Here is a 13125-nt window from a genome sequence, read left to right on the forward strand (position 1 = left end):
TGCCCAGCTAGTCTGACCTGAGCTCAATCCTTCTCACGGCGTGGTCAATGGTTGGCTCAATTTTGCCATTGAAAACCTGGTCCAAATTGCCGAATCCAGTTGCGGCCTCCCGTTCAGAAACGCCGGTATACATTGCATTGAATCCGGGAGTCACTACCAATCCTTCAAGATAAGCCATTGTAATCCTTTTTGTTTCAGGGGGGCAATGGGAAAGGTCAATAATCACATTATGCTTGCCCATGTGCATTAAGTCCGTTAGAATTTCCCTCATTTCCCCAAAGCCGTGGGAGGCATCGAATCCCTGTATGATAGCAGTGCTGTCCTGGCCAGGCGGCGCTGACACAGGCAGGTTGTATTGTTTGCTGAGGTTAATTGGCACGTATTGCATTTTATCCTTTGGGCGATGGCGATTTATAACTCTTTGGCAGAGACTTTCGGCGGCCAAAGCAAGCTCGGGGAAATTCCTAAATAATTATTGTGTTAACTTTTTCACAGCATCTTCGATTGTTGGCTCTATCCTGCCTTGAAACACAACCTCATGGCTGTTAAAGCCTGCTGCGGCATCTACATCAGAGATTCCTGTGTACCTGACATTAAATCCTGCCCGCTTGGCCACTTCGTCGAGATAAGCAAGCCTGATCTTTTTGTCCCCGCCATAAAAAATAGAAAGGTCAATCACAGCATTGCGCTTTCCTAACTGCGCCAGTTCGGCAAGAAATTCTCTCATGTCCTCAATCTTATGCCAATGGCCTGATTTAAGCCCGTGCACTATAACTGTGTTGGCATTGCCTTCCGGTGCTGTAACTGTCAAATTGTAATCTTTCCTTAGTTGAACTGGTTCGTATGCCATTGTGATTTTCCTCATCAAAACATTTTATAGCTGAATTTAATTCCCTCTTTTTTGGCCCAATGCCCTTTTCAAGGGAATCGTTAATCTATCCTGTTCTTTCTTTATAAGTCCAGCCTTTCCGGCGGCCTTATTTTCAAGGGCTCTTTTGATAGCTCCCTTAATCTTGTTGTTTTCACTGCTTGCAGCTGCTGCTGCGTCGTCAAGACTCTCTGAATAGACGCGCTTCAACTCATCATTTTCCCATTGCAAAGGCTTGTGCAATAGATCATAAACTAGAGAGGAATCTCCAAGATAAACCCTGTCTCCTTCTATTTTCATGTTGCTTCTGTTGCCTTCAAAATCAAGGCCTCGCGGTGCATAATCCCAAATTGAAAGAAGCAAGTTTTTATCAGATGAGCCCGTGAGCTCTCTATAAAGGCCTGTTTCATTTGCTTCTGGCTCAACATTTCCCTTGAAAACCCTTGTATAAAGATAAGGGGAATCTCCAAACCTAAATCCTATGGCAACAGTACGGTCACTTTTCTTGTCATAATAATGCATTTGCCATGGCGAATCTTTCCCTTGCCCCCATTCTTCCCTCACATTTGCATTTGCCAAAATGGAGTCATAAAACGGCCTTAGCGCCTCATTATTTTCGACTGCATTCTCCAAGTCAACCTTTAATGTAAAATCCAAGTCCCTCATGGCCCAGGCGAGATTGTTTAATTTATGTTCAACTGTTGTGGTGTCTTCTTTTGGCACCGTGCTGGCCAAGCCGGGTGATTTTCCATCACTGCAATGCAGCGCAACAAGAGCTGCTGCGCCAGCCAGAATTATTGCTGCCTTGTCTGCAGCTGCGTGATACAAAGATTGTGTTTCATTTTTTTGAACTGGGCCCGGATTGTACATGGGATTGAAGTCCACCTCATACTATTTAAATTTATGTTTTTTTATTACTGTGGAATGGGTAAAAAGAAATCCAGTTATAAACAATTCCTCCCCTCTCTACCACTATGAATCAGGTCTTAGCGTTGAAAGTAAAATCCCACAAATGTTTGCACCATTGCGGATCGACCTCCAACTGCAATGCTGCGATAAAAGAAAGTATAAATCTTCTTAATATACTAACTTTCAAGTAGTAACTATTGGAAAGGCTTTTAAATTATGTGAAATAACATCGAATATATGGAAGGCGTTGCCAAAGTCGAAAAACTGGATAAGGATTTTTTAAGAGACATTAAAGCCCGTACTGTCAAAGTGACTTCTTCAGGCAGAGATGGTTCCCCCTCAGTTCATGTGGGCCACGGAATCCTGCTGAATAGGGAAGGCCACGTGCTAACCGCTGGCCATGTGCTTCGCTATTCCCCCTCACATATAGGGATAGAGGGCATCTATCGTCTTGGCAATCAAACAATCGAGAGATATAAGGTTGTCGGCATAAGTGAATATCTTGAACACCAGGACTTGGCTGTCATTCAAGCGGATTTTAATGATTCCAATATGACATCGCAACTGATTATTCCTAAACAAGACTCTTTCAGCCTGGGAACTCCACTGCAGCTAATAACTATCATCGAGCCAGGTGATAAACCACTCTTACTGGTTCAAAATGGCAAAATCATTCCGTGCCCTTATCTGGGATTTTATACACTGGCGAAAAAGCAGGAATTCCTAACTTCGCATAAATCCAAGGGAGGAGACAGCGGTGCTCCAATATTTAACCTGGGAAATGAACTCGTTGGGATTTTGCTCGGGGAATATGAACTGTATATAGGGGACATCGGCGCAAAGGACAATTTTTCAATATCCTCCAAAGTGCCTCCCATATATGCCCAGCTTTCAAAGTATGTATGAATCAAGTGTTGACAATTATCGGTGTTTTTATTTGTTTCCAGAATTTTTTCAAGATAAAAATGTTAATTATAGTTAAAATAGAAAAAATAGAGTAATGAATAAACTAATGGGTATTGGAACCATTAGGAGCAAATCAAAATCCAATAGCATGTCTGACCTCACAGCAACATTTTAGCTATGTCAATGGTTCTACAACTATACCCCCATTCATTGTCATACCAGGCAACGACCTGAACCAGATTTCCGTCAATTACCTTGGTCAGCGGGGCATCGAAGATGGACGAATGCGGATTGCCGATGATGTCTGCCGAAACAGGCTCGTCCTCTGTGTATTCCAAAATGCCTTTCAGCTCATTCTTGGCAACGGACTTGAACAGCTTATTAACCTCTTCAGCTGTAGTACTCTTCTTCACGGTAGCTGTGAAGTATGTCAATGAGCCGTCTGCAACAGGCACCCTTGTGGCAATGCCGTCCAATTTGCCTTTCAAGTCCGGCAATACCTGGCCAACGGTCTTGGCAGCGCCTGTTGTTGTCGGGACAATGCTCACTGCTGCGCTTCTTGCCCGCCTGAAATCCTTGTGTGGGGCATCAACCAGCCTTTGGTCTGCTGTATATGCATGCACTGTGCACATGAAACCTTTTTCCACGGTAAAATTGTCATGCAGAACCTTGACAACGGGCGCAAGGCAGTTTGTAGTGCATGATGCATTTGAGATAATGTTGTGCTTGTTCCTGTCATAGTCAGTTTCATTTACACCTTTTACAACGGTAAGATCCGGATCCTTTGAGGGGGCAGAAATCAGGACTTTTTTTGCGCCAGCAGTTAAATGCTTGGCGGCACCCGCGCGCTCGGTGAATATCCCAGTGCATTCAATTACCACATCAATGTCCATTGCCTTCCACGGAAGGTTGGCAGGATCCTTCTCATTCAGTACTTTAATCTTCTTGCCGTCTATGGAAATCGAGTCAGCAGAAAATTCAACAGCGCCGTCAAACTTCCTGTGAACAGAATCATACTTGAAAAGATGGGCCAATGTCCTGGTGTCAGTCAAGTCATTTATTGCAACAATGTCAATTGCAGAATCATTTATCCCAACCCTGCAAACAAGCCTGCCTATCCTTCCAAAGCCATTTATCGCAACCCTAATCGCCATGCGCACCACCCTTTTTAGTTAATTATTATGGAGGAGGGGATTAACGGCGATTTATATGCTTTTTGGTCTTCTTTTGTCCGGAGCTTTCGAAAAAACATGTTAGATTGCCGAAATAATATATATTTTGGAGGCATAACCAATTTAAGCAAAAATCCATGCGAATTGTCAAATGGCTCAAAAGTTATACTTAGATACATCAATTTGGAGGGATTATTACGAGAACAGGTCAGACAAGTTCCGTCCTTTGGGAGAATGGGCTTTAGAACTGTTAAACAAAACCATCCATGAAAAGGGAACAATCCTATACTCTGATTTAGTAGTTGAGGAGCTTAATATCAAATATGCGCAACAGGAAATTGATAATATTTTTTCCTTTGTAAGAATGAAGGGGATTTTAGTCAAGGCAGATATCTCCAGGGAACAGGCAAATGAAGCCGTTTTATTGTGCAAAAAGAAAAAGGTGGCTTTTGGCGATGTATTGCACGCAATCTTGGCCAGGGATTATAAAGCTATAATGGTTACAAGAGACAAGCATTTCCAAGAGCTCTCCAACATTGTTGAAATAAAAAAGCCGGAAGAATTACTTTAGATTTACACCATATTTTCTGGCAAAATTCTTGCCAACAGCCTCCCTAATGATCCTTTCCTCATTTTCGCTAGTCTTGACTTTTGCCTTGCCGAAATGCTTTCTCAATTCTTCAATAACTTTCTCTTTTTTTATGGAGATTAACTTGTCTCTGATGGCTTCCCTGATGAACTCTGTCTTTGTGCTGTAATATTGCTTCATGGCTTTGTCAATTTCCTGTGACAGACCATTTTCAACCTTAATTGTTATAGATTCCATGGTAAGCTTAAGTAAGACAAAGTAATATTTAAATGTTATGGTTTTATGCCCCTCTCTTCTTACTCTCCCTGCATGCATCCCACATCAGGCGAAAAATGCGCTTGAAGGAGTCGGCAATTGCCTGGTTCTGGATCCTTATGAAAAATTTCCTGTCATGCGCAGAGCTGAGTATGAACTTGTCGCCGGCAACCATGAACTGGGCTTCCATCTTCAATTCCTTGGGAAGGTACCTGACAACTTTTTCCCCGAGAAAATCCTTGATGTAAAATGGCTTGTCCTTCAGGTCATAATTGGCAAGCGTCCTTATGTCGACGCCTTTTGCCAGGTCAAACTTCTTTATCTTCCTGAGCAGGTATGGAATATAGTATTTCAGCAAAACATTGCTTTTAGGGGTTATGCTTATTGCATAATATTCCTTTATCCTGCCGGCAAGGGCCTCTGCAAAGCCCTGTTCATAAATGGCCCTTAGCCCTTCCTTGCCCTCAAAAACCTCAATGGTATAATTTTGGCCCCTGTCCTTGTACATTTTTTCCAGCTCAGGCATGGCATTCTTCAGGCTGTCCATCCTGCTGTCAAGAAGGGAATAAAACTGCTTTGGATGGGAGGCAATGAAATATTTCTTGCCTGATTTCTTCACAGAGCTGACCAATCCCCTGTCAATGAGCTTCCGCAGCGTGTCATAGACATAAGGCCTGTATAATCCGCACTCCTCGGCCAGATTAGTGGCACCGCTTTCACCAAGTTTCAGCAGTGCCAAATAAACCTTAATTTCATTTTTTCCAAGCCCAAGCTGATACAATGCTGATTCTACCATCCAGCCAACAAATCAGGCATGCTTTTTAAAGTTGTCGTAAAAATGACGACAAATTCTTATTAAGGGGAGAATAGCATAAGTGGGGATGAGCATAGATGACATTGCAGAGCCATCTACACCAGAAACAAAAGAAAGCCTGATGGACTACATACGGATAGGCGGCAGATCCCAACCATTCCAGCTGAAGTACCTTAGAGAAAAAGGGGTTGACAACGGAGATTTTTACCAGACGAACAAGTATACACTGGCATCAATTGCCGCAAGTGCAGCATCAATCGGCCTTTTCTATGCCCTGCCGATAAACTGGGCAGCCTTGCCGATAATCGGCCCGGCCATGCCTTACATAAGAATGTACTTCAATTATATCCGGTTGCCGGTGCTGGCTTTCCGGTCATTGTATGTCACATTAATCAAGAAGCCAATCGGAAAAATTGTGCCGTCCATTGAAAGCCTGGCAAGAAACATAGCCATGGGCATCTACAAGGGCATTTCTGCTGCCCTCTCCAGCAAAAGCCTGAAGCCAGAATACTCAAGAGTTGCGCAAGCTAATTAATTATCCGTGCCAGCCCAGTTGCTTTTCCTTCTGGAAAATCCTCAGCCTGGCCTTGACAACTGTGTCAGGATTCAATGAGATGCTGTTTATGCCCTGCTCGACCAAGAACTCTGCAAACTCAGGATAATCTGACGGGGCCTGGCCGCAAATGCCTATTTTCCTGTTCTTGTCCCTGGCAATCTTTATGACTTGGGAGATTAATTTCTTGACTGCATCATTTCTCTCATCATAAATGTGGGCAACCAGCTCAGAATCCCTGTCAACAGCAAGCGTCAATTGCGTCAAATCGTTCGAACCTATTGAGAACCCATCAAAGATTTCAGCAAATTCCTCGGCAAGTATGACATTAGATGGCACTTCGCACATGACATAAACCTCAAGGCCATTTTCCCCCCTTTTCAGGCCGTTCTTTTCCATCTCAGCCAGGACTTTTCTTCCTTCGGCAACTGTCCTGCAGACAGGAATCATCAATTTCAGGTTCCGCAGGCCAAATTCATTCCTTGCCTTCAGCATTGCCTTGCATTCAAGGGCAAATGCATCCTTGAAATCCTCAGAATAATATCTCGAGGCCCCTCGCCAGCCCAACATTGGGTTGTCCTCAACTGGCTCATAAAGCGTACCACCAATCAAATTCCTGTATTCATTTGTCTTGAAATCGCTGAACCTGACAATGACATCATTTGGGTAGAATGCAGCAGCGATAACCCCTACACCCTCAGCCAGCTTGTCCACAAAATACTGTGCCTTGTCCTCATAGCTTTCAGTCAGCTTGGCAATCTGCTTTTTCAGCTTCCTGTCCTTGAGCTTGCTGAAATCAAGCAATGCCTTTGGGTGTATTTTGATATGTGAATTAATTATAAATTCCTCCCTTGCCAGCCCAACACCATCATTTGGAATGAAGCTTTCATCAAGGGCCTGGGCAGGTGAGCCAACATTCATCATTATCTTTGTCCTTGTGCGAGGCAGGTCCTTGAGGTCCATCTGCTCAATTACAAAAGGTATAGCGCCCTTGTACACATAGGCATCTTCACCTTTGGAGCAGTCCAGTGTAATTGCCTTTTCATTCTCAAGAATCTTGATTGCATCGGATGTGCCGACTGAGCAGGGAATGCCCAATTCCCTTGAGACTATGGCAGCATGGCATGTCCGGCCACCCCTTTCAGTTATGATGCCGGAGGCGATCTTCATGATTGGCTCCCAATCAGGGTCAGTCATTTCAGTCACAAGTATGTTGCCTTCCTTGAACTTGCTAAGGTGCCTTGCTTCGCGTATGACCTGGACATCGCCGGAGGCAATCTTTTCACCTACGCTTTTGCCCTGCGCAAGCACACTGCCATTGCCTTTCAAAATCCATTTCTGTATCTTGTTCCTGTCTTTTGTTGCGTGGATGGTTTCAGGCCGTGCCTGGACAATAAACAACTGCCCGGTCTGGCCGTCCTTGGCCCATTCCATGTCCATTGGCTTGTAATAGCCAGCCTTCCAGCTGTAATGGTCCTCAATTGTCATGGCCCAGCTCGCCAATTTCAGTATCTCATCATTTGTAAGGACAAACCTGGCCCTTTCCTTCAATGGCACAACCTTGTTCTTGGTCATCTTGCCATCCTTGCCAAGCTCTGAAGAATAAACCATCCTGATTTTTTTTGAGCCAACCTCTTTTGAGATTATGGACCTGAATCCCATGCGGTAAGTTGGCTTGAAAACATAATATTCATCCGGATTGACAGCTCCCTGGACAATATTCTCGCCAAGGCCATAGGATGCTGTGACAAAGACAACGTCCTTGAACCCCGATTCCGTGTCAATTGAGAACATGACTCCCGAGCATGCCAAATCGCTCCTGACCATCTTCTGCACGCCAATGCTCAGGCCGATAGAGAAATGGTCAAAGCCCTTGTCCATCCTGTAGCTGATTGCCCTGTCAGTGAAGAGGGAGGCAAAGCATTTTTTGCAGGCATCAAGCAATAATTCGTCTCCGGTAATATTCAGGTAGGTTTCCTGCTGCCCGGCAAAGCTTGCATCAGGCAGGTCTTCTGCAGTGGCAGAGCTGCGCACTGCAACATCAACTCCCTTTCCATATTGCAGCTGCAAATGATAATACCCTTCTTTTATAGCATTTTCAAGCTCTTCAGGGAATTTTGTTTTTAGGATTAGGTTCCTGACCTGCTTGCCCCTTTGCCTGAGGCCGACAATATCCCCTTTTTTCAGGCTGCCAAGGATTCTCCTTATATCATCCTTTATGCCTGCCTTTTCCAGCAGGTAATGGTAGGCCCGGGCAGTAACAGAGAAGCCGTTTGGGATATTGACTCCCCTGGGAACAAGGTTTCGATACATCTCGCCGAGGCTGGCATTCTTTCCGCCGACGTATTTGACGTCTTCAATGCCTACCTGGTCGAACCATAGAATAAATGCGCTCTCCTTGTCTACCACGACAGTACACCTCTTTTTAGCTGATTTATATTAATCGGTCATATATATATTTTTTGATATAGGAAAAAATTATGCAATCCTTCTCAAATGCCTTATCAGGTAATTCTCTTCTTCTGTCTCTGCCTGAGGCTCATCAGCCTTTTCCTCTTTCTTCTCTTCAGCCTTGGGCTCTTTTTTCCTCTCTTTGGCGCTCGAAATAATCTCCTCAGGCTTGCCGAGCACAATTGCCTCATCCTTTTTCTTGAGCTCAAATGCGCCGATGCTTGCAGACTGCTCCTTGAGCACTATCTCAACTGTTGACATCTCCTCTTCGCTGAGATGCTTTGCCTGCCATTGGAAATTCAGGCCATCACCTTCAGTCCTCGGGATTATATTGACCATGAAATGCGGAAGGTCCTGGCCAGCAGCAATCCCGTTGCTTACCAAAATGTTCGTGCCCTGAACCTTCAGCTCCTCAAATACAACAACGCTCAGCTTGTTCACAACCTGGAATACATGGTTGACAAGGTAATCAGGCGTTTCTTCAATAATTGGGTGATGTGATTTTGGGATAACAGCCAAATGGCCATAGGCAGCAGGATTCTCATCCAGGTAGGCAACTACCTCATCGTCCTCATAGACCGCCATTCCCGTTCCGCTGGCAACCGCCTGGCACACCATGCAGGCTGCATTTTCGCTGCTCATTTTCTTCCAAGCACCCGCGCAATATCATCCAGGTCTATTGAGCCCTCATCATCTGATTGTTCAGGCCCCTTTGTTTCTTCAGCAGGCCTGATTTCAACAGAAGGCTTCGGCTTTTGCTTGTCAAACTTTATTGCAGGAGGCTGCTCTTTGGCCTCCAATTTCTCTGGCTCCTTCGGCGCTTCAAGAGAAAGAATCAGCTCAGCCTTGTTGCCTGGCATGGATTCCTTAGACCTTTTCAGGATAGCCTGCTGCACAGCCTGCAATTCCTCCTTTGCCATTTTTCTTCTCAGAAGGCCAAACCCTGCTATGCCATCATTTGCCTTTCTCGGGATGATGTGTATCATGAAATGCGGCGATTTCTGGCCAGCTGCAATACCATTTGCCACAAAGATATTCGAGCCTTCAGCTTTCAATGCCTTTAAGCCCGACTTGGACAGGCTTTTTGCAACCAGGAACAAATATCCGATATCAATGTCACTGATCTGCGGCATAATTGTCGCATGTTCTTTAGGCATGAGAAGGACGTGGCCTGGATTGGCCGGGTTAATGTCCAGGATTGCAATTGACTTTTCATCCTCAAAGACTTTCTTGGATTGCACCTTGCCCGAAATAATCTGGCAGAAAATGCAGTTTTTTCTCTGCAGCTCGCGAAGCTGGTCAGGTGTCATGTTTTTCAGGTCTTCCTCTGTAAGAGAAGCCAAATTCTGTTCCATGGAAGAATTCATTGCTTATTATTATATAAAATTTGCCTAATGCATCGGCACAGTGGAATTTTAATTTTCCTTACTTTGCAGTAGCATGTTATATATTCCTTTATAAATAGAAACTAGTGAATTAAGTAAACCAGTATACAAAAACGTAACATTTATATACTAGTTATGCTTTTAATATATTGTAAGGAAATCAAGTCCAACATCACTAACTCACGTTAATGGCGGGCTCCCCCCTAGCAGATTCTAACTTCTGACCCGAATCCACCCCCATTCAACCCACGCCAGGGGAGCCTTCCTACTCCTTTACTCCTCGCCGCAGGTTTGCGGCATTCCCAAGCGGCCAGGCAGAGCCGTCCAGTAACCTAATGTTCCTTAGGCGCAAGAAACTGCAATACCAGTCGAGATGGGCAGGCCTAAAAAGCCTGTCCATATCAATTTTATAGCCAAAGTCCGCAAAAATGAATGAACAAACAAAGTTGGTGATACAGAGAGCGCTGATAACGCTCCTGTTGGTGTATGGCGCATATCTGCGCGATGATCCCTCCAGTGTAGCTGTCTTAAGAACACTCTGGGGAGTCTAAGCCGGAAAAATCCATATGCATGGGGCTGTTTTTGTTTTTTATCAGCATAGGCATTAATTATATGACCTTTATCCAATTGCTTATTTTCTGTCAAAATTGTTATACTAGTGCTGATAACCCCCTGCAGAATGCTTATGGCAAAACCCTTATGTGAATATTATGGCAAATGCGGGGGCTGCAACCTTCAGCACCTGGAAACTGAGATTCAGCTTAAGCAGAAAGCTGAACTCATAAGGCATGTGATTAATTTTGAAGATATCCAAGTTTTCAGCGGAGAGGGATATGGCTACAGGAATCGACAGGATTTTTTTTTCAGGCGCAATGGCATTGGCTTGCGGGAAAAAGGGCACGCTTCCGAAATTTTGGTAGTGGATAAGTGCCCGATTGCCCAGCCGGAAGTCAATAAGATACTCATGGAACTCAACCTGCATTTTAAGGATAATGACAACTACAGCCTGAGGTCAGGCCAGGGAACTTTCATCAGCGCAATAGTGCGCGCCGCTGCAGAGGGAAACGGAGTCTGCTTTGTCCTCAATGACAATTCACCCCGGCTAAAAGAAGCTGTTGAGAAGATTGAGGAATATGCACGGGGAAGCCAGGCTGGCAATATCGCCGTATTTTATGTGGATCCCAACAACAAAGATTTCCGGGAGCCAAATGATGAAAACTTTTTTGTTGCAAAGGGAAATGAATACCTGGCGCAAAACTATCTCGGAAGGAAATTCTGCTACCCTATTGAAGGATTCTTCCAGAATAACCACCAGATGGCTGAGCAGATGCAAAAGTACTGCAATGAAAAGCTTGCTGCATATGGCACTTCCATGACGTCAAAGGCAGCGCTGCTGGACTTATACGGCGGCGTCGGCACATTTGGCATCATCAACAGCAGCCTGTTCAGGAAAGTTACGATAATTGACTTCTCTTCAAGGTCAATAGCCTGCGCTGAAAAAAATATCGAGGAAAACGCAGTCAAAAATGCGAAGGCAATTGCCATGGACCTCAGGAGCCTAAAAAAGTTAACCGTATCCGGGCCATTGTTCGCTATTACCGACCCGCCAAGGTCAGGCATGGATATTCGAGCATTGGATTCGCTGAATGAACTCAAGCCTGAGGCAATCATCTATATCTCCTGCAATCCGCTGCAGCTGGGCAAGGAGCTGCCGAGGCTGAAGAATTATTCCGTGAAATCAGCAGCAATGTTTGACATGTTCCCGCAGACAAACCATGCCGAGGCTATTGTAGAGCTTGGGCTGAAAAACTGATCATGGCCTTCCGGAGCAGCAGCTTCGCATCTCGTCGACATCAGAAAAAATCCCAAAGAATGCATTCAGGCTGATCTCCAGCTCTTTTTTCCCCCTCTTGGACAGGGAGTATTCTTTTTTCTTGTTGCATTCAACCAATCCCTTATCCCTCAATTCCTTAAGCGCAGGATAGATAGTGCCCGGGCTTGGCCTGCTCCCTTTCCTCTTCTGCAGCTCCATGGCCAGCTCAGCCCCTGTCATTTTCCCCTTATTCAGCATCCAAAGTATCAGGAAAGACAAATAACCCTTCATGTCGCAGTGGCCGGCTTTCATTATGCCCTCTCAACTTAGCAGTGTATATAAACCTTACTATCGCATATCCGATAACTTTAAATATAAGTATCGTATAACCAATATCGGACGCCCGATACATGCTTCACCCCCTGCATGGAAGGGCGCCGGAGGAATTAACATGAATTGCGGAGCGTACAGCTGCGGAGAAGGAGAATACAGCGGAAGGCAGTTCCTTACAACAACGGAGAAGGCAGAAATGCTGGAAAACTACAAGAAGTGGCTTGAGATGGAAAGGAAAGGCGTTGAGGAAGCAATTGCCAAGCTTAAGAAGGCCAAGTAAACTTGGCTATTTTTTTTGTTTTGCTTAAAACCTAAATTCTTCCCTTATTTGACCTTATAATCCAAACATATACCACTTAATCATCTCTCACCAAAACCTCAGCCTGAATGGGCGCGGGAATGCCTTTTTACCGACCTTATATGCCGACACAACCCTCTTAAGCCTGGCCTCCATAACATCGGAATTTGGGTAGGCTTTTTCTTCGGCCCTGAAGGCATGGCTGTGGTGGGTTGACCTGCCGTTCTTATAATTGTACTTGTGCTTTTTGTGAAGCATTTCATGGTGCATGACATAGTCAAGGAGCTCATAATCCTCTTTAAGGGCCTTGCTTATCATTATTGTGTCTGAGCCGTATTCATACCTGCCCAAAAGCCTGCCGGATTCGCCCCACCTAAAATTCGTCCTGTCTATCATGCCATTGAACATTTTTTCATTGATGCGGTCGAATGATTCCCCAAGAACCGGGTCGGATTCTGTTTTCGGCGCTGCAATGTGCACATTCTTAAGGAACTTGTTGTACAGGTCTATGTTGATTGTCTCTGCCTTGAGATGGAAAATTTTTTTCAGGAGGCTCTGGAAAAGGCCGACTTTAATCTCATCGCTGACCTCTTTCCAGGAATTGCTCAGGCCGAACTGCATCCTGCCTCGGCCATATTTCACATTGGCATTGTAATCGCTGAACTTTCCGGAATACTGCACCTTGACAGAATAATCAAGGTCCTTGCCGCCAGAAATCTCCCTGTACGCCTGCTTCACAAGCGCATTGTCACCCCAGGCGAAATTCTCTGCTGCCATGC

The 13125-nt window shown here is 44.9% G+C and carries 16 protein-coding genes; 5 read left to right on the top strand and 11 right to left on the bottom strand.

Annotation, left to right across the window (positions count from 1 at the left end; translation table 11 throughout):
* Window positions 1-7: 7 nt before the first annotated feature.
* From J4227_06260 to J4227_06270, 3 genes are all read right to left on the bottom strand, one after another.
* Window positions 8-388, bottom strand: a complete 381-nt coding sequence (locus J4227_06260; protein MBS3110103.1) for a hypothetical protein — start codon at window positions 386-388, stop codon at window positions 8-10.
* Window positions 389-472: 84 nt separating this feature from the next.
* On the bottom strand, window positions 473-850 hold the full coding sequence (locus J4227_06265; GenBank protein MBS3110104.1) for a hypothetical protein: 378 nt from the start codon (window positions 848-850) through the stop codon (window positions 473-475).
* 36 nt (window positions 851-886) lie between these two features.
* Window positions 887-1738, bottom strand: a complete 852-nt coding sequence (locus tag J4227_06270; protein MBS3110105.1) for a hypothetical protein — start codon at window positions 1736-1738, stop codon at window positions 887-889.
* 276 nt (window positions 1739-2014) lie between these two features.
* Between J4227_06270 and J4227_06275 the strand changes: the two genes are divergently transcribed.
* Window positions 2015-2683 (top strand): trypsin-like peptidase domain-containing protein, encoded by a 669-nt coding sequence (locus J4227_06275; protein MBS3110106.1) that lies wholly within the window; start codon window positions 2015-2017, stop codon window positions 2681-2683.
* 158 nt (window positions 2684-2841) lie between these two features.
* Here J4227_06275 and gap read toward each other — a convergent pair whose 3' ends face one another.
* Window positions 2842-3837, bottom strand: coding sequence for a type I glyceraldehyde-3-phosphate dehydrogenase (gene gap, locus J4227_06280; GenBank protein MBS3110107.1), 996 nt, complete (start codon window positions 3835-3837; stop codon window positions 2842-2844).
* Window positions 3838-4006: 169 nt separating this feature from the next.
* Here gap and J4227_06285 point away from each other — a divergent pair, with 169 nt between their 5' ends.
* Window positions 4007-4426 carry a type II toxin-antitoxin system VapC family toxin gene (locus tag J4227_06285; protein MBS3110108.1) on the top strand — a complete coding sequence of 140 codons (420 nt, stop codon included), beginning with the start codon at window positions 4007-4009 and terminating at the stop codon, window positions 4424-4426.
* Here J4227_06285 and J4227_06290 read toward each other — a convergent pair.
* Complete coding sequence (locus J4227_06290) at window positions 4418-4681, bottom strand: hypothetical protein (GenBank protein ID MBS3110109.1); 264 nt, start codon at window positions 4679-4681, stop codon at window positions 4418-4420. The two genes, J4227_06285 and J4227_06290, sit on opposite strands and share 9 nt — an antisense overlap.
* A 43-nt stretch (window positions 4682-4724) precedes the next feature.
* Entirely contained in the window at window positions 4725-5495 is a 771-nt protein-coding gene (locus tag J4227_06295) for a helix-turn-helix domain-containing protein (GenBank protein ID MBS3110110.1), read from the bottom strand.
* A gap of 85 nt (window positions 5496-5580) precedes the next feature.
* Here J4227_06295 and J4227_06300 point away from each other — a divergent pair, with 85 nt between their 5' ends.
* Window positions 5581-6048, top strand: a complete 468-nt coding sequence (locus J4227_06300) for a hypothetical protein (GenBank protein MBS3110111.1) — start codon at window positions 5581-5583, stop codon at window positions 6046-6048.
* Here the strand turns inward: J4227_06300 and ppsA are convergent, their stop codons facing one another.
* The 3 genes from ppsA to J4227_06315 all read right to left on the bottom strand — a co-directional run bounded on the left by ppsA (window position 6049) and on the right by J4227_06315 (window position 9872).
* Window positions 6049-8475 (bottom strand): phosphoenolpyruvate synthase, encoded by a 2427-nt coding sequence (gene ppsA / locus J4227_06305; GenBank protein ID MBS3110112.1) that lies wholly within the window; start codon window positions 8473-8475, stop codon window positions 6049-6051.
* A 69-nt stretch (window positions 8476-8544) separates the two neighbouring features.
* Window positions 8545-9159, bottom strand: coding sequence for an HIT domain-containing protein (locus J4227_06310; protein MBS3110113.1), 615 nt, complete (start codon window positions 9157-9159; stop codon window positions 8545-8547).
* Window positions 9156-9872, bottom strand: a complete 717-nt coding sequence (locus J4227_06315; GenBank protein MBS3110114.1) for an HIT domain-containing protein — start codon at window positions 9870-9872, stop codon at window positions 9156-9158. The genes J4227_06310 and J4227_06315 overlap by 4 nt, the downstream gene beginning before the upstream one ends.
* Window positions 9873-10587: 715 nt before the next feature.
* Here J4227_06315 and J4227_06320 point away from each other — a divergent pair.
* Window positions 10588-11715, top strand: coding sequence for a class I SAM-dependent RNA methyltransferase (locus tag J4227_06320; protein MBS3110115.1), 1128 nt, complete (start codon window positions 10588-10590; stop codon window positions 11713-11715).
* On the opposite strand, the gene J4227_06325 is transcribed toward J4227_06320, so the two are convergent.
* A complete protein-coding gene (locus tag J4227_06325) occupies window positions 11716-12027 on the bottom strand; it encodes a PadR family transcriptional regulator (GenBank protein MBS3110116.1) in 312 nt (103 codons plus the stop codon). It abuts the gene before it with no gap.
* A gap of 139 nt (window positions 12028-12166) precedes the next feature.
* Here J4227_06325 and J4227_06330 point away from each other — a divergent pair, with 139 nt between their 5' ends.
* Window positions 12167-12328, top strand: a complete 162-nt coding sequence (locus J4227_06330) for a hypothetical protein (GenBank protein MBS3110117.1) — start codon at window positions 12167-12169, stop codon at window positions 12326-12328.
* A gap of 87 nt (window positions 12329-12415) precedes the next feature.
* Here J4227_06330 and J4227_06335 read toward each other — a convergent pair whose 3' ends face one another.
* Window positions 12416-13123, bottom strand: a complete 708-nt coding sequence (locus J4227_06335) for a M48 family metallopeptidase (GenBank protein MBS3110118.1) — start codon at window positions 13121-13123, stop codon at window positions 12416-12418.
* Window positions 13124-13125 lie beyond the last annotated feature (2 nt).

Source organism: Candidatus Woesearchaeota archaeon, from assembly GCA_018303405.1.
In the GTDB taxonomy this organism is placed as follows: domain Archaea; phylum Nanobdellota; class Nanobdellia; order Woesearchaeales; family JABMPP01; genus JAGVYD01.

Coding starts and splice junctions, on each gene's coding strand:
- J4227_06310 (MBS3110113.1), bottom strand. CDS start 9,159: ATGAGCAGCGAAAATGCAGCCTGCATGGTGTGCCAGGCGGTTGCCAGC.
- J4227_06295 (MBS3110110.1), bottom strand. CDS start 5,495: ATGGTAGAATCAGCATTGTATCAGCTTGGGCTTGGAAAAAATGAAATT.
- J4227_06285 (MBS3110108.1), top strand. CDS start 4,007: ATGGCTCAAAAGTTATACTTAGATACATCAATTTGGAGGGATTATTAC.
- J4227_06330 (MBS3110117.1), top strand. CDS start 12,167: ATGAATTGCGGAGCGTACAGCTGCGGAGAAGGAGAATACAGCGGAAGG.
- J4227_06275 (MBS3110106.1), top strand. CDS start 2,015: ATGGAAGGCGTTGCCAAAGTCGAAAAACTGGATAAGGATTTTTTAAGA.
- J4227_06290 (MBS3110109.1), bottom strand. CDS start 4,681: ATGGAATCTATAACAATTAAGGTTGAAAATGGTCTGTCACAGGAAATT.
- J4227_06315 (MBS3110114.1), bottom strand. CDS start 9,872: ATGGAACAGAATTTGGCTTCTCTTACAGAGGAAGACCTGAAAAACATG.
- J4227_06260 (MBS3110103.1), bottom strand. CDS start 388: ATGCAATACGTGCCAATTAACCTCAGCAAACAATACAACCTGCCTGTG.
- gap (MBS3110107.1), bottom strand. CDS start 3,837: ATGGCGATTAGGGTTGCGATAAATGGCTTTGGAAGGATAGGCAGGCTT.
- J4227_06335 (MBS3110118.1), bottom strand. CDS start 13,123: ATGGCAGCAGAGAATTTCGCCTGGGGTGACAATGCGCTTGTGAAGCAG.
- J4227_06265 (MBS3110104.1), bottom strand. CDS start 850: ATGGCATACGAACCAGTTCAACTAAGGAAAGATTACAATTTGACAGTT.
- J4227_06320 (MBS3110115.1), top strand. CDS start 10,588: ATGGCAAAACCCTTATGTGAATATTATGGCAAATGCGGGGGCTGCAAC.
- J4227_06300 (MBS3110111.1), top strand. CDS start 5,581: ATGAGCATAGATGACATTGCAGAGCCATCTACACCAGAAACAAAAGAA.
- J4227_06325 (MBS3110116.1), bottom strand. CDS start 12,027: ATGAAAGCCGGCCACTGCGACATGAAGGGTTATTTGTCTTTCCTGATA.
- J4227_06270 (MBS3110105.1), bottom strand. CDS start 1,738: ATGTACAATCCGGGCCCAGTTCAAAAAAATGAAACACAATCTTTGTAT.